A 24,299-nucleotide genomic window follows, 5' to 3' on the forward strand; every position below is an offset into this window, starting at 1 on the left:
TCAGTGCATCAAATGTGACTCACGGTAAAGTGCTACCTAACTTACTCAAACAGACCCCCCGCCGCAAAATTAATGAAATATTAGCCAATAGTGCTTACGGTGCCCAATGTTACGAAACTGTTCGGATTAAACGAGCAGTTACCAGAAGTTATACAGTTCCAATCAGCATTGAAAAATGAGGTATAATTACCATAATAAATGTATCCTATCAAAATGGCAATGTATCGAGTCAAAAAATCTTTCGGAGGAACGTTGAGCTTAAAAAATTATAATTTTTATTGAGCGAAACTTACGTTATGATAAAAGCACTAAAATAAGCTGATCGAAAGCTAGATGCGTCGAACACAAAAGTGATTATTTAATCATGTTAGGATTTGCTATCTAAACTTGAATTAGGAAACAAATCGGCTTTACTTGAAAATAGTGATAAAGCACTACCTCGGGCACACCCACTTGTGTAGCAAACTTACTGATAATAATACGTTAACTGCCTTGAGTCAATTTCAGCATTTATGCTAAAGTTTAAAAAAATTTTCGTAGCAATGTAGCAATTATGCTTTTTTTAGTTAATCATGAATAGATAGCGTCTTTGTTGTTATCAACGGGCTCTTAGTTCAAATCTCGGCTATGTCGCGTCTACCTCAATGGCGTACCTTCGCCTAGTTTTTGCCTCTGGCCAATAATAAAAATATGAATAACACACAAAAAACGCCACGGTTCAGTGACGTTTTTGTTATTTTTTTACTAAGTTGACACTATTAATTAGTACCTGAATGCCCAAATCCTCCGGCACCACGTTCAGTTACATCAAAATTTTCAACAATGTTGAATTCTGTTTGCATAACAAACACAAAAACCATCTGAGCAATCCGCTCACCAGATTCAATAACAAAAGTTTCTTTACTACGGTTCCAGCAAGACACCATCAATTCACCTTGGTAATCCGAATCGATCAAACCCACAAGGTTCCCCAAAACAATTCCATACTTATGGCCAAGACCAGAACGTGGAAGAATCATTCCAGCTAATGACGGGTCACCAATATGCATGGCAAAGCCTGTTGGGATCCGTTGTGTTTGATTTGGCTCTAAAGTCATAGGTTCATCTAAACATGCACGCAAATCTAAGCCTGCAGATCCTTCAGTCGCATAAACTGGCAGTGGAAATTCTGTACCAACGCGTGAGTCAAGAATTTTAAGGTTAATTTTTTTCATAATAAGGTTCCACTGAGTTCTCATTTATCCCCGTGAAATAGCAATACAATTTCACCAACTAACTGATGGCCAATATTTACTTTACTTGCTAGTGGCAATATCTTGTCTCCATTAGGCCAGTATAAATGCAATGTATTTTGATCACTGTCACAACCTTGCTCCTGCTGCGAAACATCATTAGCGCAGATCAAGTTAAGATTTTTTTTCGCAAGTTTATCGCGTGCATATTGCTCGACATCTTGTGTTTCTGCTGCAAAACCTACTGTAAATGGTCTATTATCAGTCATGGCTGCGACTGAGGCAAGAATATCGGGGTTTTTTGTAAGAGATAATGTTATTTCATCATGACCATCTTTTTTTTTCATTTTTTGGTTTGCCATGGTAGCAGGCTTGAAATCCGCTACTGCGGCACATGCGACGAAAATTTGATGCACGCCTGCATGTTGCTGAACGACTACATGCATTTCTTCTGCACTTTGTACATTAATGCGGTTAACATTGGCAGGTGTCGGCAAATTTACAGGACCACTTACAAGTGTGACTCTTGCTCCACGTTTTGATGCCGCCTCTGCAATCGCATAACCCATTTTTCCTGAGCTGTGGTTTGATAGATAACGTACGGGATCGATAGCTTCACGTGTTGGCCCAGCAGTGATCAATAAAGAAAGACCCGATAGATCAGTATCTATAAAGTAATTTTCAATCAATGCAACTAATTGGAGTGGCTCAAGCATACGACCAATACCTATATCGCCGCACGCTTGTTTGCCGCTAGCAGGGCCCCAGATAGGGTGACCACGACGAGAAAGTGTCGCAATATTCTCTTGAGTAGCAATAGCGCGATACATTTGCTGATTCATTCCGGGTGCAAATGCAACGGGCGCATCAGTTGCTAAATAAATAGTGGTGAGTAAGTCGTTGCCCATACCAGCAGCAATACGAGCTATTAAATCTGCAGTTGCAGGGGCCAGTAATACGAAATCAGCCCATTTAGCGATTTCAATATGGTCCATTGCTGTTTCTGCTCCAAGATCAAGCAAACTTTTTAACACTGGATGTCCTGATACGGCCTGCATGGTCAACGGAGTTATAAATTTTTTTGCTGCATGCGTCATTACTACACGTATTTGCGCTCCACGTTCGATAAGACGACGGGAAAGATCTGCACACTTATAGGCGGCTATACCACCACCAATACCAAGCACAATGCGTTTTCCAGATAAAGATTGTAAGCTTGTCTGAATCATAACCAAATAAGCCAATGAATAAATACACTTTAAGATATCACAAATAAGCGTTAATTACTTTTCAGGCGCTATTGATTATAAAAAGCGTTTTGTTTCTTAATTAGAGTTCCGACAGTAAGTTCCAACATCGTTGACTATTATAGTCTTGTTTAAGAAGCGCCTCTGAATGCTATTGAGCCTAAAGTATTACAATACCAAAATTAACAAAGCCTGCGAAATAGTAAAAGTGTTAAATAAGCTAGCAGAACTAGGTATGCCTAACATAACAGCAATTATCTCATAGTAAATCATGTTTGGATTTGTTATCGGAACTCGAATGAGGAAACAAAATGTCTTAAATACAAGGGTAGCTGTTTTTCCTGACTTACTAATGCATGAAGGATGAGGGCATACAATGGTCATTCGATAAGTTTGAAAGCAGAATTAATGAATCCTTGCAGATCTCTGAACGGAATTGACAATACTGTTTAACCAGAAGAACCAGTGTAATGGTTAAGCCGCTGAATAAATAAGGTCTCCCCCCAATAGCCTTACTTGATTTAATTCCACAACTAAATGGTCTCTGCATCAATCCAACATATCAGTGAATAACGATTAGTTACAGATTAATTATATTGCATTCAATTAATTATTTTATGACGAAGCGAGCCAATAGAACTAAATATTTCAGTAAGCCTAACTGTTTAGAACGTAAATCACCACTTGAGTTTTTTCATTTAGGAAGCAAAGCTAGTCAAAATGGCTAAAATAATTAAAAAAAATAACAAAAAGGATCTGCTTGGGACTTGAGCAATGGAATCGTAATTAGTATAATATGCAACCTCATAATAATCTTGATCTAGAGGTAAACTCTATTCCTATAGAACTAGTGAACAAGGTTAATAGTGAGCTAAAACCAATTTGGAGAAACATTTATGTCTCGAGTATGCCAAGTAACTGGCAAGCGTCCTATGACGGGTAATAACCGTTCTCACGCACGTAACGCCACCAAGCGTCGTTTTTTACCAAATTTACAAACTCATCGTTTTTGGGTAGAAAGCGAAAGCCGCTTCATTAAACTGCGCCTAACCCCTAAAGGTATGCGCATCATCGATAAGAAAGGCATTGATGTGATTCTTACAGACATTCGTGCTCGTGGTGGGAACGTTTAAGAGGATCTAAAATGGCTAAAAGCATTCGTGAAAAAATTCGTTTAGTATCATCTGCTGGTACAGGTCACTTCTATACCACTGATAAAAACAAACGTAACATGTCAATCAAATTTGAAATCAAAAAATTTGATCCAGTTATTCGCCAGCACGTAATATATAAGGAAGCTAAAATTAAATAATACGTTTCAACTTCTGATCTTAAAGAGCGATCATGATAGGTCTCAGTATTGTTGTAACCTATTATTATTTTTTGTAGTTTTGAACAGGATTGTATCCTACTACTAAGTTTTACTAAAACCACCATATTCACGTTCTTTTAAAATAAATCTTCTTCAAGTGGTTTGAAAATATTTTTAAGCAAACTGAATGTACTTCAGCACATAAATGCTATCCTCCTGCTGAGCAGACTAATGATTAGTTTTCATCATTAGGTTACTTCGAGCAGTGTTCTCCTGATGATAAGAAGGAACTATTCCTTTGAGCAACCAGTAAGATCATCACGAGGAAGAAAAACGAAGTGCAGAGTTCATACGTTCCCTCTTCAAATCTTTTTGCTAATCAAACAGTATGCCTTTAGCCAAGTGGGACATGAATTCCATCAATGGAACTTAACGTAAGATACCATCTTTTGCGACAGAGTTATGCTGATTACTCTTACCCTAAATGTTAAGTTCTGTTCTTATTGATTTAGTTTCCTAGATCAGGAAACTAAATCAATCCACACTGTAAGCACCTAATTTTACTTGAATATTTAAATTTATGAACAAGCTCCGCTACAAGATAACCAACTGAAAGCAGTATAATTAAATTTTAATCAATCTTGCCTCACTAATATTCTAGATTAATGCAAAAATTATTCAGCTATGGAATCAAACTCAGCAAAGTAATCATGGATCGTCTCGTTTATTTCACAACTTAGCCATTACGACAGCACTCATGATCAAACGCATATTTTCAATGCCATTAGGCTTTGTTTTTTAATTCAAATTCAGATAGCAAATTTCAGCATAATTAACGATTAATCAATTGCTTTTTTAGGCATGCCTAGCTCGATCAGCTTCTTTAACGCTTTTATCATGGAGCAAGTCTCACTAATCTGAGCATGGTAATCCCATAAGTTCAATGTTCCTCCAAGGAGTTTTGACTCGACACATTGCCCACTTTGATAAATAACATTTATGGTTACTATTCCTCACTTTTCCATGCATATTTAAATCGTATAACTCTTAACAACTGACCGCTAAATGGCGCAGATGACCTCATTTCCAGAAAGTTGCTCCTTTTTTAGTAAGACGAATAAAAATCGTTCGTTTAATACGAACAGTCTCGTAACATTATCTCATTTCGTAAGCACCATCGGCTAGTATTTCATTGATTTTTCAGTGTGTCTATTTAAGCAAATTAAGTAGCACTTAACCGTCAGTCACATTCGACGTATTTAACTCAGGACAATGATTTCATGCGTGTTTATATCTACCGCTAAATGTAACTGACGCCAAACTCATAATTTTCCACCAATATCATGTTTTTTACTTTGATTCTCCTTCACCGTATACTGTAAGCCCCGTAAAATCCATGGTTAAGAACTGGATGCTTCCTATAATATTCGTTATTGAACGAAATGTTACCCGTTTTCGTTTGTTTACTAACGCATGAATAGTGAGGGCATGGCCACGGCAGGCAGTTGAACAAGTTTGAAAACAAAATTAATTAATCCTTGCGGACCTCTCAATGGCATGAATAATGCGCGTTTAACTATAAGTGCTGTCGTAATAGCTAAGTCGCTAAATAAACGTGGGTTCCCATGATTATCCTGCTGAGTTTGATTACACAGTTGAATGACTTCTTCATTCATCCACAATGTTAATAAACCATGACTGATTAAAATTTGATTATACTACTTCCAGTTAATTATTTGGTAACGAAACTTATTCATAGGCCTGAATACTAGTATGATCCTAGCTATTTAAAGCATAAATTAGTAATTGGGTTTCTTTATTAAAAAATAAAACTTTGTCATGCTCTCATTAGTCATGCATGAATAAGCGAACCGAAACGGTTAACGTAGCGTTCAAAACACAGAATAAAGAAATTATCCAGCTCTTAGCCACTAATTTCATGTAAATTTATATTGACTGCTAGATGTAACTTACATCAAACTTATCATTTACAATCAGTATCATGCTCTCTTACTTTACTTTTCATTCGCTTTCCCATCATGTGTCAATTAATTGAACTGTATATAACATATTACATGTATAATTTTCAAAATTAATGCAAATACACGATAAAGAGATTGGTGCGTTCATTAAATATTAATATTAATTTTAAAGCATAATCAGTTAGTTACATACGTTAACCAAATTATTGTGTGCCACTTTAATCAATACTATGCAGTATAACCTATACGAATAATCATAAACTGGAACACATAATGAAAAAAATTCTTGTTATTCGGAATGATAAAATTGGTGATTTTATGTTGGCTTGGCCTGCGTTTGCTATGTTGAAGCAATCGATGCCAGATGCTGAAATTACTGCATTAATACCGTCATACACCAAAGCACTAGCAGTATTGTGTCCATCAATTGACAGGATATTGGTAGATTGTGAAAAAAATGCAGATCAGTTAAATCAAAAAACATTAATAAAAAAAATCAATTCACATCATTTTGATGCGGTAATCTGTTTTTTTTTAAATGCTCACAATGCAACCTTGGTGTGGAAGGCCGAAATTCCTTTTCGTTTAGCTCCTGCCACTAAGATATTTCAATTTCTATATAACCATCGCGTAACACAGCACCGTTCTAAATCAGAAAAACCTGAATATCAATACAACCTTGATCTTATTCGAGTATTCCTCGAAAAGCAGAACATACAACCTATTGAACCAACGGCGCCATATTTACGATTTAGTACGGAAGTCTTGGCTAAACAACGTACTAAACTTTCGGTTTTACTAGATCTCGACGAAAATAAACCATGGTTATATGTGCACGCAGGGAATGGGGGTTCGGCAAATAACTTGTCTTTAATCCAATATTCTAATTTAGTGATTGGCATGTGTAATCCAAAACCGTTGGAGGTGGTATTAACTGCTGGGCCTGGTGAAGAACAAAAAGCAGCGGAACTTCAGAAATTGCTGAATAATCATGGTCTGCCGTCAGTGGTATATGACAAAAATGATGGCCTGCAAGATTTTACGCGGTCCATTGCCTGTGCGAGTGCATTCATTGCTAGTTCAACAGGACCATTACATATTGCGGCAACAGTTGATGTGCCCACCATTGGTTTTTTTTCTGCAAAACGCAGTGCAACACCTCTACGATGGCAGTCTATCAATAGTCATGGTCATCATCTTGCCTTTGCTCCACCAATAAGTAAAGACATCAGATCGGACATGTTTAATATTAATATCGAAAAAATTTTACCCGATGTCATGTCGTTCATTGCCCGCGTAATTCCGTTTTCTTAGTTTGCTAAGCGATCATTTTTACGAATCCAAAGGTCTGCATATTTCACAAAAGTAGAGTGCGCAGAAAGCACAGCAATTAAAAAACCTTCCTTACCGTCAAGAAAGCCACATTTCAATATATACATCTTCAAAAAACAGCTAGTCGCATGTATGATACCTTGGATTATACTGCTTTTCTTCCCTTGAGCGTGGCATACATCAGCCCAAGATTTTGCATAAAAAGCTGATTTTTCAAGGTACTGGTGAAGATCTCGGTATGGGTAATGTAACATGTCACCGTCTAAAATTTGTTTTTGGCTGCCTTTCGGTTCAATGATCTTTTCATGCACTACTGCATCATTATAACCAGTGAATTTCCGTGGATAAAAGCGAATAATTTTATCGTACCAACCCGAGTATTTTAGGAATCGTCCGAACACCCAGGTTGTACGCCATAAACTAAAAATAGTTCTCTCTGGAGGCGCTGCAAGTACTTCTAAAATACTATTTTTGAGAGACTCACTGATGACTTCATCGGCATCAATAGCTAGAATCCACTCTTTGGTTGCATAATGTTGAGCTAATTGCTTTTGCTTACCAAATCCAGCCCATTTTGTGCTTACATAAACGTTTGCTCCTGCTTGTTCCGCAATAACTATCGTATTGTCGGTACTTCCTGAGTCCACTACGATAATTTCATCAAACCAATCGAGAGATGCTAAACATTTGGGTAAAATTTGTTCTTCGTTTTTGGTGATGATAATGGCGCTAATGGATGCGCGTTGTTTGCTCTGATTCATTAACTAATTTCCTTTTTTTGAGCTTTGTTTCCTAATTTGAGTTCAAATAATAAATTCCACATGATTCACTATGAGACATTTATTTTAGGCATACCTAGCCCTGTCAACTTATTTAACGCTTTTATCAGAGTGTAGATTTTTAATTTGAGCATTGTGATCTCTGAAGCTCAATGTCCCTTCGAGAAGTCTTTGGGCTCGAAACATTGCCGCCTCTGATAGAGAACGTTTATGGTAACCATACTTTCTTTTGCAATGCCTACTTGAACTGTATAACTACTGGTAACTGATCGCTAAATGGCACGGATAGCCTCGTTCCCAATAAGTTGCTCCTTTTCTTCATGAATGAATGGAACCACTCGTTTAATACGAACGGTTTCGTAACATTGTCCAGTGTTGTAAGCACTATCATATGATATTTCATTGATTCTTCGGCAGGTCTGTTTGAGCAAGTTAGGTAGGACTTTACCGACAGTTACATCTGACTCACTTAACTCAACAGTAATAGTTGCATACGTATTTATCTCTACCGCTAAATGTAAATTGCGCCAGACTCACTGTTTTCCATCAGTGCAATATTTTTTTTACTTTACATTAGCCTTTACCGTAGGATCAATGACTAAGTGTTGGATGGTTTCTTTATCCTTCGCTTTGAACGTGACGTTAACCATTGGGGCTTGCTTGCTAATGCATTAATATTGCGACCATAACAACGACAATTGAGCAAATTTAAAAGCAGAATTAATGAATCCTTGCGGACCTCTCAATGGTATTGAAAATACGAGTTTAACCATGAAGGCCATCATCATGACTAAGTCGCTCTAAATAAACTAGGTCTCCCATAATTACCCTGCTTAGTTTGATTCCATAGCTGAATAACTTATGCATCAATCCAGAGTGCCAGTGAGCCACTCTGGATTATACTACTTCCAGTTAATTTTTTTGCAGCGAAGCTCATCCATAGACCTGAATATCTAAGTGAGCTTAGCTATTTAGAGAAAAATTGATAATTTAGTTCCCTAGTTTAAAAAGTAAAGCCTCTTTTTGGATTACTTCATCAAAGCGAGAAATTACCTCATCAACAGTTATTCTTTGCATGGCAGTATTATTTTTCACGCGCATACGCCAAGACATGTCTCTTACTGCTTGGCTTTTTTCGTCTTTGATTGCATCCTCATAAGTACTGACCACATACTGACGCCAATTATAAGGGCCGGTGCGGTCAGGATTATGGTGAGTATATAAACCAATAACTGGAGTGTGCACAGCATTTGCTAAGTGTGCTGGACCGCTATCTAATGCTAATACTAGTGATGCTTCTTTCTCTAATGCGAGTAATTGCAACAGCGTTGTTTTGCCAATTAAATTAGTTATGGCGTGTGGAAACTTACTTTCGATTACTTGGCCTAACTCAATTTCAATTTTGTTAGGAGAACCCGCTAAAATTATATTAAACCCTTTGCCGATTGCATGCTCAATGACTCCCGTGTAGCCTTCCACAGTCCAATTTTTAAAAACTTGACTGGCCGTAGGCGCAACAATTAGACTGGGTTTAGAGGTTAACTGATCTTTTGCCCATATGATGTCGCTTTCTGGGAGGGAAAGTGTCCATGTTGGAGTCTGAGGCTCCAGTCCCAAGGTTTCAGTAAACGCCATAAAACCATCTAACACATGGGGCGAAGTTGGCGACGGTACTTTTACATTGGTAAACCACTGCTGCAACTCACTAGCACGGGTTTTATCAAAACCTAGTCTATACGTTGTCTTTATGCCCACAGATAAAATACTAGCTCGAATTGAATTTTGCATATGAAGTAGTGCATCAAAGCGTTGTCCTTTCAATGCCTTCCAGACCGCTTGCATCCCTTTGAGGCCTTGCTTCTTATCAAAAGCAATTACGGTAATATCGGGTAATAATGGTGTCAGCATTGCAGCTTCAACTTTGCCTGCTATCCAGATGACTTGAGTCGTGTGCCATTGTGCTCGAATCGCTTGCACTGCTGCAATGGCATTGCATACATCGCCAATTGCAGAAAGGCGTAAAATACAAAGTGATTGTGGTGGGACTGAGAATAAAGACATAATAACGCTTATGTGATTTTAATTATTGTAATTATGCAGTTATCAATATGTAATGTAAAATATGACCGTATCTCAATGGTTAGGAATATGGAAACCACAGTACGATGGAGTGCAGCACTAAAAGAGGGACGACGTGGACCTATTAATTAATAATGCTACTCACATTTGGTATAATAAAACTTGGCTTAGTGAAGATCCTAAACAATGTTTTGACATCAAGTTCTGGCAGCAACGCAATGCAGTCATTGGTTCAACGACTGGGCGGGGTACCACGTGGTTTGTACAGACTAATACTATTCCAGCGGCCCTTCGTCATTATTATCGTGGAGGGTTGTTGGGTAAGTTGGTTCTAGATAACTACTTTTTTACAGGCTGGGAAGATACCCGTTCGGCTCAAGAATTTAAACTGTTAAATCTCTTGCAAGAAAAAGGCATTTCAGTACCTCGTCCATTAGCAGCACGAGCCATGCGCGCTGGATTGACCTATCAGGCTGACTTACTCATGGAAAAAGTAGATAATGTAAAAAATTTAGTTACTGTGCTAATGGAATCAGCCCTTAATACCGAATATTACTGCCGGATTGGCGTACTAATTAGAAAACTTCACGATGCTAGCGTTTGTCACGCTGATTTGAATATCCACAATATTTTACTTGGTGCTAACAGTAAATGTTGGCTGATAGACTTTGATAAATGCGGTAAAAAAAATGGCGAGCATTGGAAGGCTTCAAATCTCAGGCGTTTGCTTCGTTCCTTTCGAAAAGAGCGGAGTAAACGACAAATTAATTGGCAAGAATCTGATTGGAAAGCACTCATGCAAGGCTATGAAATTATGAATTAATAGGGTACTACTTACGCACGACTTTCTTTCCTAAATTATGGAACTGCACTACCAATCTATGCTATAAATAGTAGGGTTCATTCAAATATTTAGAGCTATGGGTAAACTTAGTTACAAAGCAACCCATCGGACGCAGTGTAATCAAACTTAAATGAATCGTGGCTTATTAACATCCTGAATTGATCCAAAAGTCATTTTGCTATGCAATTAAACTAAACCGGGCAACCGTCGAAGATCTCGCTCATTTAACGGTTTAACCATTATGACGGCTCCCATGGTCAGGCGAACATTATCAATGACGTTAATATGGCTGCAAAATTCATTAATTTTGTTTTCAAGCTCGCTTAACGACCATTGTCATGCCCTCATTATTCGTTCATTAATGAGTGATTCAAGGTGATTCATATCACGTTCAAGGTTATAACTAGAGGCACCATACAGCACTTAGCCATTAATTCTACGGAGCTTAAAGTCTACAATAAAGGCAAATAAAAAGTAAAGAATATGAGCTGATGGAAAATGTAAAGTCTAGTATAAGCTACATTTAGTGATAGATACAAATACGCATGAGATTACTGTTGCATTACTTACTCAAGCAGACCCACCAAAAAAATCAAAAAAATATTAGATATTGATGCTTACGAGACACCAAACTGTGTTACGAAACTATTCGTATTAAGAAAGCAATTCCGCTCATCCTACTGAATTTATTACCTAATTCGAGTTCAAATAGCGAACGTCTCATAATGAATGATGTTTAGGACTCTCCCTATTTGAACTAGAATTAAAAAATAAAATTTTCCGCACTATACTGCTCTTATATCCAACGTGCAATCGTCGTGAGTGTATTGGTAAGCGCCCGACGATTTTTTTCAACAATTGATAAGCCAGCTGCACCCGACTTTCGGCATTTTTCTGGATCATTGAAAAATGCCAATAATGCTTCTGCAATAGCTGAAGCGTCTGCCTTGACTACGCATGCACCAGCATCTATTAATTGATCAGCGATCACTTGAAAATTATAATAGCTTGGACCAATAATTTGAGGTTTAGCCAGCAAGGCTGGTTCAAGTAAATTATGCCCTCCGAGCTTATCACCCACCAGACTCCCTCCCATGAAACTCACAGTTGACGTAGCAAGTAAAGTCATCATATCTCCCATAGTATCACCAAGATATACTTGTGTATTATCATCAATAACGTGGTCTTGGCTGTGACGCGATAGTGACATACCTTTTTGCTCGATCAATTTTGCGACATCACTAAAACGCTCTGGGTGTCTTGGGACCAAAATCATTAAAGCATCTGATTTTTTAGATAGTACTGCTTGGTGAGAATCAAGCAAAATATCGTCTTCTCCAGCGTGCGTACTTGCAGCTATCCAGACGGGTCGTTGCTTGATTTGCTGCTTAAGTTCGAAAACACGCACGCACATCGTATCAAATATAGGCGCATCAAATTTAACAGACCCTGAGACTGAAATGTGCTGCTCATCCATTCCGAGCTGCACAAAGCGATCCGCATCATCTTCGAATTGACAGAGAATATGGTCTATATTCTTAGCAAAGAGATGGAAAAAGGGTTGCACCCATCGATAGCCACGCATTGATCGTTCTGATAATCGTGCATTTATCACGATTATTGGAATACCGGCTTTTTTAACAGCATTTAAGGTGTTAGGCCATAATTCCGTTTCCATAATCAGCATAATTTTAGGGTTGATGCGCTTAAGAAAACCATTAATCGCGAATGTGAAATCAATCGGCATGTAGCAATGTTTAGTTCCGTTACCAAGTTTACAGGCAATCGCCGCTCCAGTTGCTGTAGTGGTGGTGATTAGAATCAAAGAATCTGGATATTTTTCGCGAAGCGCATAAATAATTGGTTTAGCGGCAATAACTTCACCAACAGAGACTGCATGTATCCAAAACGGACTCACGACATTGAGTGAAGGCATTATGCCAAAATATTCAAGCCATCGCTTTCCAACTCTAAGCTTTCCATATTTTGTACGGAAAAGCCCAAAAAGGAGGAAAGGAGCTGCAATAATCAATAAAAAAGTATAAAGAAAGCGCACACAAAAACCTTGTTTGAACAATTTAAAGCTAATTTACAACAAAGAGTGATTTTGTTTCCCAAATCAGAGAACTAAATTACCAACTTACACTCTAAACGGCTAAGCTCACTTAAACATTTAGATCTATAAATAAACCTCACTACAAAACAACTAACTGGAAGTAGTATAATCAAATTTTAATCAGTCATGGTCACTGACATTTTGGGTTGATGAAGAAACCATTCAGCTGCACAATTAAACTAAGCCAAATAATCATGAGAGATCCTCATTTATTTAACAACTTAGTCATTGCGACAGGCCTCATGGTTAAATGCGTATTTTCAATGCCATAGAGAAGTCGGTAAGGATTCATTAATTTTTTTTAAATTTGTTCAACTGTCGTTGTCATACCGACACTATTCATGCATTAGCAAGCGAGCTAAAACGGTTAACATCACATTCCAAACGGAAACTAAAGGATCTATCTAATATTTAGCCATTGTTTCTATAAGACTCAAAATCTACGGTATAGGAAAATAAGAAGTAAAACACATGGTGTTGATGAAAAACTGCGAATTTGGCGTAAATTACATTTAGTGGTAGATATAAATACGCATCAATAATTTTTGCTGAGTTACGTGCATCAAATGTGACTAAAAGTTAACTTCTACTTAGCTTGCCCAAACAGGCACGCCGAAGAATCAATGAAATATCAAGCGATAATGCTTACGACACACCATAAAGTATTATGAAACAGTTCGTGTTACACGAACTGTTCCTCTCATTTCAATCAAAAAAGAGCATTTTTGAGAAATGAGGTTATCCACGTAATTTAGCAGTCAGTTACCAACAGTTATACAGTTTCAATCAACATTGAAAAACTAAGTATAGTTACCAGAAACGTTCCTTATTAAAAACGACAATGTTTAGAGCCAAAAGAATACTGGAAGAAACATTGAATTTAAGGGATCATAGTCTTCAAGTTAGCTAAACCTATTCCATGACAAAACATGAAATAAACTGACAGGGTTAGATATGCCTGAAATGAAAGTGAAGCGCCTCATAGCTAATCATGTAAAAATTTATTTTCTGAACTTGAATTAGTGGACAATCCCATTCTCATACACTCAACCAACACGAATTATATTATTCTAAGTTTTTACTTTTAGCTATTGATTAAAAAACATTCATATTCTATAGTATGATCCTAAAAATTGAGGAATAAAGTACCCTTAATAATTGCAAATATATCACACTTGACACGCTGAACAAAATACCGTATTACGCTGCCCTATTTTAGCACTTTCAAGCTTTATACCACATATGGAACAAGGCTTACCTTGCTTACCATAGACCTGCAATTTTTGTGTAAAATAGCCTAACTTTCCATCGACTTGCGTAAAATTTTTGAGTGTAGTGCCACCTTGCTCAATCGCTGCAAGAAGCACCGACTTTATATTTGCTACAAAACGGGCGGCTTCTTCTCGTGTTAAGTGACCTGCTGGACGTTTGGGATGAATGTTAGACATAAACAGAGATTCATTAGCATATATGTTTCCCACACCAACCACTACAGCATTATTCATAATGAATTGTTTAATTGTCGTTCGCTTATTACAGCTTTTTTCAAACAAATACTCCCCTGTAAAATCAGCCGTTAGTGGTTCTGGGCCAAGCTTGTCTAAAACAGGGTGCTCTGAACCATTATTTGGCTGCCATAACCAAGCACCAAAACGGCGCGGATCATTATAGCGGATCATTTGACCAGAACTTAAATGTAGGTCAATATGATCATGTTTAGCAGGCATAGTCCCTTCAGAAACAATACACAAACTACCCGACATACCTAAATGAATTAGCGCATATCCTACGTCAGTTTTTAAAATCAAATACTTAGCTCGGCGCTTCACCGAACGAATAATTTGACCTTCAATATCATACAATTTTGCAGGCACTACCCAACGTAACTTAGGTTGTCTCACATTAAGTTGAGTAATTTTTTTCCCTACCGCATGCGGTTTTATTCCCATGCGGCTCACTTCTACTTCGGGTAATTCTGGCATACTATGCTCAATCGGTCAGAAAATGCAGACTTAAACACCTGAAACCTATTATATATTTTAAACATTAAAAAATTTACTATTTGTAGCAAAGTTACAGGACTTTATTTCCTAGTTCAAGCTCAGATAGCAAATCTCAACATTATTTATTCTTAGACAATTGCTATCATTTGAGGCGTACTTAATCCTCTTAACTTATTTAACGCTTTTATTATCGCGTTGGTTTCTTTAGTGTGAGCATTGTAATCTCTTAAGCTCAAGGTCCCTTCCAATAGTTGTTAGCTTGAAACATTGCCATCTCTGACACAAAACGTTTATAGTAACTATATCTCAATTTGCAGTGCTGATTTGAGACGCATGAATGCTGATAACTGACCGCTAAATTAAGCCTTATTTCCCAAATTAAAGAACTTAATGATTAATCTACGCTTTCAACAACTAGGTTCACTTAAATATTTAGGTCTATGGAGCCGCTTCGCTACAAAAGAACTAACTAAAAGTAATATAATCAAGCTTTAATTAATCGTGGCTCGATGACACTTTAGATTGATGAAGCAGCCATACAGTTCTGGAATCAAACTAAGCTTAATAATTGTAAAAAATCTTTTTTATTTAGTGACTTAGCCATTACGATAGTTTTCATGGTTAAATGCCTATTTGTAATACCATTGGGAAGTCTGCCAGGATTCATTAATCCTGTTTAGACATTTGCTCAATTGCCATTGTCATGCCCTCACTATTCATGGGTTAACAAACAAGATCAAACAGTGAATATTACGTTCAAGATGAAGATTAAAAGCACCATCAAGCACTTAACCATTGATACGATCGAGCTCAAAATCTACGGTGAAGGCAAATGAAAAGTAAAAAAACATAGCACTAATGGGACACAGCAAGTCTGGTGCAAGTAACATTTAGCAATAGATATGAATACGCATAAAATAATTGTTACTAAGTTCAGCGTATCAAATGTCACTAACGATAAAATACTACCTAATTTACTTAAACAGATCCGTCGCAGAATTAATGAAGTATCATGCAATGGTGCTCATACCACTAAGAAAAGGAGCAACTTTGGGAGAACGAAGTCACCCGTGTAATTTAGCAATCATTTACCAACAATTATATGGTTCAAATCAGTATTGAAAAATAAAATATAGTTACCATAAACGTTCTCTAGCAGAGGCAGCAATGTTTTTAATCAAACAACGACTAGGAAAGACATTGAGCTTAAGGGATGATAATGCTCAGATTAGCAAAACCTATGCCAAGTTAAAAGCATTAAATAAGCTTACCAGATTCAGTTTACCTAAAATAAATGTCATTTGCTATCTGAGTTTGAGTTTGAATTAGGAAACTGAGTCTTAGTGAAAGGAAACAAGTAGTGTGACTCAACCGATACAGCAAGCCAACGACTTTCCCAGTTTTGCATAAGCCAAAACTGAGGTAATTCATAGAACGTTAACCGATAAGGTTTTAACTCTTCCCCCAAGCCCACCACTAAAGTTGACGGTGAGCCAAGATCTCTTTTCAACTGTTCATATATTTCACCGCTAATTTCAGTACCAGAGATATGCAGCCAACGATTGGCCAATTCAGTCGCGGAAATATTTAGTGGAAAATCGGTTTCCCATGGAAAGCCTTGTGTTAATGTAAATGTTGGAAAACGCAAAGCTGTGACTGATATGTCTTCTGGTATTAGCGCAATCACTCCATCCGAAAACAGTACAGCGGCATTTTGTGCCAAATTATTTGCAGTCAATTGTTCTTTGATATAGTCGGGTAAGTGCATTATTCCGATGAATATTAAAGGGCCCACGATCAGAAAATTATTAAACGTGCGGCGGGAAAATCTTCCCATTATGATCCGTCCATTCTTATTCTATTACATGATATTAACAGTGTATATTTCGAACTGACTGATGTACAAATATACAAAATGTCACCTAAATTTAAAGTTGCTCACTTAAAAGCAAGTGATTTTTTTATCCACTGTTTTCGTCGGGTATTCCATTGTTTTCTTTAGCACAGGACTCTATGGTGAAATTTCTTTTTTATCAAAAAATACTCATGGTTTCCTAGATCTACGGGCTTTGTTTCCTAATTTGAGTGCAATAGCAAATTCCAGTATGATTCACTATTGGCTATTCACTTTCGTGTTAAGGATACCTAATTTTGTCAGCTTATTTAGCGCTTTTATCATGCCGTTGGTTTCGCTAATCAGAGTTGTGTGCTCCCTTAGACTCAATATGCCACTCAGTAGTCTTTTGATGCGAACCATTGCGGTCTCTACTAGATAACCTTTATGGTAACCGGCTTTATTTCCTAAATGAGAAAACTAAATTTTCAATCAATACTCCAAACAGTTGACTGGAAGCAGTATCATCAAACTTTAATCAATCATCGCGCACTAACATTCTGGATTGATGAAGAAGCCACTCAGTTATGGAATCAAACTACACAGAGTAATCACAGAAAACTTCGTTTATTTAGATACTTAGCCATTACAACGGTCCTAATGATTAAATGCGTATTTTCAATGTTGTTGAGAGAGCTTCAAGGATTCATGCATTTTGTTTTTAAATTGACCCGACTATCGTTACTATACTCTCACTATGAATGCATGAGCAAGCGAGCAAAAACGATTAACATCATGTTCAAGACGACTAATAACCGAACCATTCAGCACTTAGCTATTGATTCTACAGGGTTCAAAATTTACGATGAAGCGAATGGAAAGTACAAAGAATATAACACTGATGAGAAACGGGTAATTTAGTGCAAGTAACATTTAATGATAAATATAAATACACATAAAATCATTACTGCTGAGTTAAGTACATTAAATATGACTGACGGTGAAGTTCTACCTTACTTGCTCAAACAGACCCACCGAAGAATCAATGTGATATCAGGCTACAGTATTGACGACACCAAACAATGTTACAAAATCATTCGTATTAAATAAACGACTCTACTCATCCCACCCCAGAAGGAATAATTTTAAGGGACAAGATCTAGTCTAGACTATGATTACAAACCATTCAACCACAATGCATCTTAACATTTTAAGTGTAATTTTTCGACAGTCATACTGATAAAATGTCGCTACAATCCAGCATGTTATAAAAATTTTAAAATATATCTCAATCGCAGGTTAACAGAGCTCTCTAGACGTGGCATCCTTACCTACCCATTATTTTCCGGTTAACTTCAATAGCTATGGTTGTGAATTTTAAAACTCCGTTGATTTTGGTCGACGGCTCTTCCTATCTTTACCGCGCATACTACGCATTTCCAAAGCTCACCAATACGAAAGGTGAACCAACAGGAGCAGTGTATGGTGTTATTAACATGTTACGCAGTTTAGTTAAGCAGTATCCACAATCCAATGTAACGGTAATTTTTGATGCTCAAGGGAAAACATTTCGAGACGATATGTATTCTGCATATAAAGCACACCGACCTCAAATGCCTGACGATCTACGCGGTCAAATTGTGCCACTACATCAGATCATAAAAGCCATGGGTTTCCCTATGATAATGATCGAGGGTATTGAAGCCGATGACGTAATTGGAACCTTGGCAACTCAGGGTTCTGCTGCAGACATGTCTATCCTGATCAGTACTAGTGATAAAGATATGACACAACTAGTAGACAAAAACATTAATTTAATCAACACCATGACTAATATTATTATGAACCTGCAAGGTGTATATAATAAGTATGGTTTTGGTCCAAAACACATTGTAGATTACTTGGCATTGATGGGCGATACAGTCGATAACATTCCTGGTGTGCCAGGTATTGGTGATAAAATAGCAACGGCATTGATCACAGGTATCGGTGGTTTGAATAAACTTTACAATAACCTAGATAAGATTGCGGATCTTGGGTTCCGTGGTTCTAAAACTATAGCCAAAAAGCTCGAAAATAATCGTGAGCAAGTCTACCTTTCTTATGCGTTAGCAACAATCAAACTAGATTACGAATTTTTTACTCATCCAAAAAAATTAATCAACGACACGCCAGATAACAACAAACTGGTGGAGCTGTTCACTGAACTAAATTTTACACGCTGGTTGGCAGAAGCACAAAGTAGTAACACAGGTATAGATGTAGTTACAGATCACATAACGATGGGTAACGCACCAAAAAAAGCAAAAGCTAACAGTACTAATTTTGAAGTCACAGCCATTAACTGCAGTAAATATAATACCATTTTAATGGAAGAAGACTTTCATACGTGGATGAATAAATTACGTTCAACAGATGTTGTTGCATTTGATACTGAAACAGATAATCTCGACTATATGAAAGCAAATTTAGTTGGTTTGTCTTTCGCGATTGCACCTGGTGTTGCAGCTTATGTTCCTGTGGCTCACGATTACCTGGGTGTACCTAAACAGCTAGATCGTGATTGGGTCCTGGCTGAAATGAAAAGCTGGTTGGAAGATGCGAGCGCACTGAAAGTAGGTCAAAACCTAAAATATGATGCAAGTATACTGACGCAGTATGACATCAATCTGAAGGGTATTGCATTTGATACCATGCTGGAATCATATGTATATAATAGTGTTGCAGGTCGTCATGACATATACAGCCTATCAATGCGTTATTTACAGCATACCTGCATTAGCTTTAAAGAAATTGCAGGTAAAGGCAAAAAACAACTGACCTTAAATCAGATTAAACTAGAGCAAGCTACTGAATATGTTGCTGAATATACAGATATTATTTTGCATTTACATCTTGCATTGCTGCAGCATATTAATAGTAATAATAATTTAAAAATCATTTTTGAACAATATGAAATGCCACTGGTGCCAGTGCTTTCACGCATTGAACGTCATGGTGTCTTGGTTGACAGCAGGATGCTAGCCAAACAATCGTTGGAAATCACAGCACGCCTTAAAATTCTGGAAACAGAAATTTTTAAGCTGGCTGGTGAAAAATTCAACTTGAACTCTCCTAAGCAACTTCAAGTTATTCTGTTTGAAAAAATGGATATGCCTGTTATTAAAAAGACATCGTCAGGTACACCATCAACGAATGCAGAGGTGCTGCAAAAGTTAGCTTTGACTTACCCCATACCGAAATGTATTTTGGAATATCGTGGTTTGGCAAAGTTGAAATCAACGTACACGGATAAGTTACCGAAAGTAGTCAATCCTGCGACAAAGCGCGTGCATACTTCGTATAACCAAGCAGCAACGGCGACAGGACGTTTAGCTTCAACCAATCCAAATTTACAGAATATTCCTATTCGTAATAAAGAGGGCCGTCGTATTCGCCAAGCGTTCATTGCTCCGCAAGGCAAAACTATTCTGGCTGTTGATTATTCTCAGATTGAACTTCGAATCATGGCACACTTATCTGGTGATGAAGCGCTGATTGATGCATTCCGTAATGGAAAAGATATCCATAGTACAACTGCAGCTGAAGTAATGAAAATTGATATTAATGACGTTACATTAGAAATGCGCCGTCATGCAAAATCGATAAATTTTGGTTTGATTTACGGGATGAGTGCAATGGGTCTGGCGAAACAGTTAAAAATTCCACGTGGTGCAGCTCAGCAATATATGGAACGCTACTTCGAGCGTTATCCTAATGTTCTGCAATACATGGAAAAGACACGCATTCAAGCTTCAGAACAAGGATACGTTGAAACTATCTTTGGTCGTCGTGTGTATTTGCCTGACATTAATTCGAGCAATAATTTGCGTCGTAAAGCAGCTGAGCGTGCTGCAATCAATGCACCAATGCAGGGAACAGCTGCTGATATCATTAAACGTGCTATGATTTTTGTCGACCGTTGGATTCAACAACAACCGGAAGGACGTGTTGCATTAATCATGCAAGTACATGATGAATTGGTATTGGAAGTCGATACTGAACATCTGGCAGAAGTGAAAGCGCAGATCTGCAGACTCATGGAATCTGTGGCGATATTGGATATTCCATTAATTGCTGAGCCTGGTAGCGGAAAAAACTGGGACTCATGTAAGCATTAAGTTAACTTTTTTATAATATACTCATAATAATTAAAAGTATTCGATTTTTTAAAAATTCGAAATTACATAATAAATTATACAAGTAGCTTTAGTTCCTAATGTGAGTTCAGACAACAAATTTTAAAATAATCAACTATTAGTTGTTAGCTTTTATTTTAAGCATACCTCTCCCTGCCAGCTTATTTAACGCTTTTATCTTTGTGTAGGTTTAGTAAATGTAGGATGATGATCCCTTAGTCTCAATATCCCTCCGAATAATCTTCGATTCGGAACACTATCGTCTTTACGATGCTTTGTTTCCTACATCATGGCACTAAATTATTAACCTACGTTCTAAGCAGCTAAATTCATTTAAATATTCAGCTCTATAGACCAGCTTCACTACACAACAACTAATTGAAATCAGTATAATGAAGCTTTAATCAATTATGCCTCATTAATACTTTGAATTGATGCAACATCCCTTTCACTATGGAATTAAACTAAGCTGGGTAATCATAAAAGAAATGTTATTTATTTAGCAACTTAGCTATTACAACAGTTATCATGGTCAAATGCAGATTTTTAATACCATTGAGAGGTCTGCAAAAACCATTAATTTTATTTTCACATTTCCTCAACTGCCATTGTCATGCCATCGCTATGCATGAATTCACAAGCGAGCCCAAGCGGCTAATGTCGAGTTCAAGACTAAGATTAAAAAAATCATCCCGCACTGTACCATTTATTCTACGAGCTCAAAATCTACAGTGAAGAAGGATAGCCAGTGAAAAAGCATGGTGCAAACGGAAAATATCTAATCTGGCGCAAATTACACTTCGTGGTAGATATAACTGCGCATGAAATCATTACTACTGAATTCAGTTCATCAAATGTGACTAACAGTAAAGTACTACCTAACTGACTCAAGTAAACCCACTGAAAATCAATAAAATATCAAGCGATCGTGCTTACGACACCAGACAACATTACGAAACTGTTCATACTAAGCGAGCGATTCCACTTATCCCACCCAAAAAAGCAATTTTTTGGAAATAAAGTGTCGTTCTATAAACGTTCCCTGTCAGAACAGCAGGTTTAAATCAAAACATTACTCATAGGAACGTTAAGCCTAAAGGATTATAATGTCCATATTAACGAACTTACGCCATGATAAAAGCATCAATAAGCTTACAAAGCTAGGTGTGTATTAAATAAAAACCATCGTTTAGTAATGAATTACATTGAAAGCTGTGACCTTAACTAACATTAGGAAACTAAGTACGCAGCTCATTAAGAGGAAAAATGTTATCCTCTACATTAGTTTGAGACAATTCAATCCAAAAATAATTAGGTATTCAAAATTAATAAAAATGCAGAGCAACATGAGTGATATCTTCATTGAATGTGAGTATTACCTTTAAATTACAACCCACTTATAAAACATATAACCATGAAATGAGTATCCCTCTTTTTGAATATCGGCTGCATTAGTCATTTTCGAAGAGGACACAAAGTCTTTCTTAAATAATGACGCGTAGTATCTTACAAATCCAATAAGCTAATACTTGTTCAGCTTACAAGCAGCAGAGTTGGTTCGATTACTGCTATGATAACAAGTTACAATAATGGCATCCAATTGGATACAGACGGCTTAGTAAAAGCATAGAATGGAAGGATTCAACAAACGCTAATTAAGTTCATAATGTTCGCATATTGGCTTAATAGAATCAATATTGAAATCCCATAACGCGGTTCAGGTTAATGCTGGATTCAGCCATAATGTGTTGATGGCAGTGGAAGTGGATGCACGAAGTGCTGGTTAGATTGCTAGTGATATAGCAAATCGTACTCGCGATCAGGCAAGCGATATCGTGCAAGATAATAATTAATGGTTCAGGCTTAACGCTTGAATACGAGGATTGAGCCGTCTCAGGCTATGCAATTTCGATCAATTATCCGAATCGTCGGGCTGCTTCTGGCATTATTCAGTATCACCATGCTGGCACCAGCAGTGGTGGCGTTTATTTATCGAGACGGTGAGGGGTTCCCTTTTGTTCTGACTTTTATTCTGTTACTTGCAGGCGGAGGCGTGCTGTGGTTTCCGAATCGTAGTTATCGTCACGAACTTAAAGCCAGAGATGGCTTTCTCATTGTCGTTTTGTTCTGGACCGTGATTGGTAGTTCTGGATCGATACCATTTATGCTCTCTGAGCAGCTTTCAATGTCAGTTACTGATGCTTTTTTTGAATCATTTTCTGGACTTACAACGACTGGTGCAACGGTGATGATGGGACTTGACGATCTACCAAAAGCAGTCTTGTTCTATCGTCAACTTCTTCAATGGTTTGGGGGGATGGGGATAATAGTGCTTGCTGTCGCAATCCTGCCCGTGTTAGGTATCGGTGGTATGCAGTTGTATCGAGCTGAAATTCCTGGGCCAGTTAAGGATAGTAAAATGACACCGCGTATTGCGGAAACAGCAAAAGCACTGTGGTACATCTATCTAGCATTAACACTTTCCTGTGCATTTGCCTATTGGTTGGCTGACATGTCTGTTTTTGACGCAATAAGTCATAGCTTTTCAACGGTAGCTATTGGAGGGTTTTCCACACATGATGCAAGCATGGGCTATTTCAATAGTTCGATTATTAATCTCATTACAGTTTGTTGCCTCTTTATATCAGCATGCAACTTTTCACTGCACTTTGCGGCGTTTTCGAGTGGTAAGTTGCATCCTGGTTACTATTTTAAGGACCCTGAATTTCGGGCGTTTGTGCTGATTCAAGTGATTTTATTGGTAATTGTATTTTGGATACTCATGAGCCATAATGTCTATAATTCTAAGTTCGAAACATTTAACCAAGCTATATTTCAAACTGTTTCTATCAGTACAACTGCAGGTTACACGACGACAGGTTTTTTTGAATGGCCACTGTTTTTACCAGTGCTACTGCTGTTTTCCTCTTTTATAGGCGGATGTGCAGGTTCAACAGGTGGTGGTATGAAAGTGATTAGAATACTACTGCTATCACTACAAGGTTCGCGAGAATTGAAGCGTTTGGTACACCCACGTGCGGTATATATAATCAAAATCGGGAATAAAGCATTACCACAACAAGTTATTGATGCTGTGTGGGGATTCTTCTCGGCCTATGCGTTAGTATTTGTACTCTGCATGTTGGCATTGATTGCAACAGGGATTGATGAACTAACTGCGTTTTCTGCGGTGGCATCAACTCTTAATAATCTGGGGCCTGGATTAGGAGAAGTGGCGGCTCACTTTGGTGATATTAATGACGGAGCAAAATGGGTCTTAATAGTGTCTATGCTATTTGGTCGTCTTGAGGTATTTACGTTGTTGGTCTTGTGCACTCCAACTTTCTGGCGAAGCTAGTCT

The 24,299-nt window shown here is 37.5% G+C and carries 17 protein-coding genes and 6 pseudogenes; 13 read left to right on the plus strand and 10 right to left on the minus strand.

Annotated elements, in window-relative coordinates:
- The first annotated feature begins 14 nt into the window (after positions 1–14).
- Entirely contained in the window at positions 15–179 is a 165-nt protein-coding gene (locus tag BTN50_RS12155; protein ID WP_394336739.1) for a hypothetical protein, read from the plus strand.
- A 579-nt stretch (positions 180–758) separates the two neighbouring features.
- On the opposite strand, the gene dut is transcribed toward BTN50_RS12155, so the two are convergent.
- Positions 759–1,214 carry a dUTP diphosphatase gene (gene dut, locus BTN50_RS03685; RefSeq protein ID WP_096619065.1) on the minus strand — a complete coding sequence of 152 codons (456 nt, stop codon included), beginning with the start codon at positions 1,212–1,214 and terminating at the stop codon, positions 759–761.
- A 20-nt stretch (positions 1,215–1,234) separates the two neighbouring features.
- A complete protein-coding gene (gene coaBC, locus BTN50_RS03690) occupies positions 1,235–2,461 on the minus strand; it encodes a bifunctional phosphopantothenoylcysteine decarboxylase/phosphopantothenate--cysteine ligase CoaBC (protein WP_096619066.1) in 1,227 nt (408 codons plus the stop codon).
- 914 nt (positions 2,462–3,375) lie between these two features.
- On the opposite strand from coaBC, the gene rpmB reads away from it, so the two are divergent.
- The 3 genes and pseudogenes from rpmB to BTN50_RS09385 all read left to right on the plus strand — a co-directional run.
- On the plus strand, positions 3,376–3,612 hold the full coding sequence (rpmB, locus tag BTN50_RS03695) for a 50S ribosomal protein L28 (protein WP_096619067.1): 237 nt from the start codon (positions 3,376–3,378) through the stop codon (positions 3,610–3,612).
- 11 nt (positions 3,613–3,623) lie between these two features.
- Complete coding sequence (rpmG, locus tag BTN50_RS03700; protein WP_096619068.1) at positions 3,624–3,791, plus strand: 50S ribosomal protein L33; 168 nt, start codon at positions 3,624–3,626, stop codon at positions 3,789–3,791.
- Positions 3,792–4,419: 628 nt separating this feature from the next.
- Positions 4,420–4,578, plus strand: a pseudogene (locus BTN50_RS09385) (transposase); the annotation flags it as partial.
- Positions 4,579–4,630: 52 nt separating this feature from the next.
- Here the strand turns inward: BTN50_RS09385 and BTN50_RS03705 are convergent.
- A pseudogene (locus BTN50_RS03705) lies at positions 4,631–5,500 on the minus strand (IS5 family transposase).
- A gap of 546 nt (positions 5,501–6,046) precedes the next feature.
- On the opposite strand from BTN50_RS03705, the gene BTN50_RS03710 reads away from it, so the two are divergent.
- Positions 6,047–7,087, plus strand: coding sequence for a glycosyltransferase family 9 protein (locus tag BTN50_RS03710; RefSeq protein ID WP_096619069.1), 1,041 nt, complete (start codon positions 6,047–6,049; stop codon positions 7,085–7,087).
- On the opposite strand, the gene BTN50_RS03715 is transcribed toward BTN50_RS03710, so the two are convergent.
- From BTN50_RS03715 to BTN50_RS03725, 3 genes and pseudogenes are all read right to left on the minus strand, one after another.
- On the minus strand, positions 7,084–7,866 hold the full coding sequence (locus BTN50_RS03715; RefSeq protein WP_096619070.1) for a glycosyltransferase family 2 protein: 783 nt from the start codon (positions 7,864–7,866) through the stop codon (positions 7,084–7,086). The two genes, BTN50_RS03710 and BTN50_RS03715, sit on opposite strands and share 4 nt — an antisense overlap.
- A 68-nt stretch (positions 7,867–7,934) precedes the next feature.
- A pseudogene (locus BTN50_RS03720) lies at positions 7,935–8,821 on the minus strand (IS5 family transposase).
- 53 nt (positions 8,822–8,874) lie between these two features.
- Positions 8,875–9,945 (minus strand): glycosyltransferase family 9 protein, encoded by a 1,071-nt coding sequence (locus BTN50_RS03725; RefSeq protein WP_096619071.1) that lies wholly within the window; start codon positions 9,943–9,945, stop codon positions 8,875–8,877.
- A 133-nt stretch (positions 9,946–10,078) separates the two neighbouring features.
- Between BTN50_RS03725 and BTN50_RS03730 the strand changes: the two genes are divergently transcribed.
- The gene (locus tag BTN50_RS03730; protein ID WP_096619072.1) at positions 10,079–10,786 is read left to right on the plus strand and encodes a 3-deoxy-D-manno-octulosonic acid kinase; all 708 of its coding nucleotides are present in this window, start codon (positions 10,079–10,081) and stop codon (positions 10,784–10,786) included.
- Positions 10,787–11,603: 817 nt separating this feature from the next.
- Here the strand turns inward: BTN50_RS03730 and waaA are convergent.
- A complete protein-coding gene (gene waaA / locus BTN50_RS03735; RefSeq protein ID WP_096619073.1) occupies positions 11,604–12,863 on the minus strand; it encodes a lipid IV(A) 3-deoxy-D-manno-octulosonic acid transferase in 1,260 nt (419 codons plus the stop codon).
- Between the two features lie 173 nt (positions 12,864–13,036).
- Between waaA and BTN50_RS10390 the strand changes: the two are divergent.
- Positions 13,037–13,946 (plus strand): annotated as a pseudogene (locus tag BTN50_RS10390) (IS5 family transposase).
- A 146-nt stretch (positions 13,947–14,092) separates the two neighbouring features.
- Here BTN50_RS10390 and mutM read toward each other — a convergent pair.
- Positions 14,093–14,905: a bifunctional DNA-formamidopyrimidine glycosylase/DNA-(apurinic or apyrimidinic site) lyase gene (mutM, locus tag BTN50_RS03740; RefSeq protein ID WP_096619074.1), complete on the minus strand. Its 813-nt coding sequence runs from the start codon at positions 14,903–14,905 to the stop codon at positions 14,093–14,095.
- Between the two features lie 515 nt (positions 14,906–15,420).
- On the opposite strand from mutM, the pseudogene BTN50_RS03745 reads away from it, so the two are divergent.
- Positions 15,421–16,255: pseudogene (locus BTN50_RS03745) on the plus strand (transposase).
- On the opposite strand, the gene BTN50_RS03750 reads toward BTN50_RS03745, so the two are convergent.
- Complete coding sequence (locus BTN50_RS03750; protein ID WP_096619075.1) at positions 16,224–16,763, minus strand: hypothetical protein; 540 nt, start codon at positions 16,761–16,763, stop codon at positions 16,224–16,226. The pseudogene BTN50_RS03745 and the gene BTN50_RS03750 overlap by 32 nt on opposite strands.
- 276 nt (positions 16,764–17,039) lie before the next feature.
- Positions 17,040–17,183 (minus strand): hypothetical protein, encoded by a 144-nt coding sequence (locus BTN50_RS10055; RefSeq protein ID WP_161492938.1) that lies wholly within the window; start codon positions 17,181–17,183, stop codon positions 17,040–17,042.
- Between the two features lie 48 nt (positions 17,184–17,231).
- On the opposite strand from BTN50_RS10055, the gene BTN50_RS03755 reads away from it, so the two are divergent.
- The 5 genes and pseudogenes from BTN50_RS03755 (at position 17,232) to BTN50_RS03770 (ending at position 24,296) form a co-directional block, all read left to right on the plus strand.
- Complete coding sequence (locus tag BTN50_RS03755; RefSeq protein ID WP_096619076.1) at positions 17,232–17,681, plus strand: transposase; 450 nt, start codon at positions 17,232–17,234, stop codon at positions 17,679–17,681.
- A gap of 15 nt (positions 17,682–17,696) precedes the next feature.
- Positions 17,697–17,870: a hypothetical protein gene (locus BTN50_RS10060; RefSeq protein WP_161492939.1), complete on the plus strand. Its 174-nt coding sequence runs from the start codon at positions 17,697–17,699 to the stop codon at positions 17,868–17,870.
- Positions 17,871–18,124: 254 nt separating this feature from the next.
- Positions 18,125–20,920 carry a DNA polymerase I gene (polA, locus tag BTN50_RS03760; RefSeq protein ID WP_096619077.1) on the plus strand — a complete coding sequence of 932 codons (2,796 nt, stop codon included), beginning with the start codon at positions 18,125–18,127 and terminating at the stop codon, positions 20,918–20,920.
- A gap of 421 nt (positions 20,921–21,341) precedes the next feature.
- Positions 21,342–22,113, plus strand: a pseudogene (locus BTN50_RS03765) (transposase).
- A 725-nt stretch (positions 22,114–22,838) separates the two neighbouring features.
- Positions 22,839–24,296, plus strand: a complete 1,458-nt coding sequence (locus BTN50_RS03770) for a TrkH family potassium uptake protein (RefSeq protein WP_096619078.1) — start codon at positions 22,839–22,841, stop codon at positions 24,294–24,296.
- The last annotated feature ends 3 nt before the right edge of the window (positions 24,297–24,299 follow it).

The organism is Candidatus Enterovibrio altilux (genome assembly GCF_002381345.1).
Lineage (GTDB): Bacteria > Pseudomonadota > Gammaproteobacteria > Enterobacterales > Vibrionaceae > Enterovibrio > Enterovibrio altilux.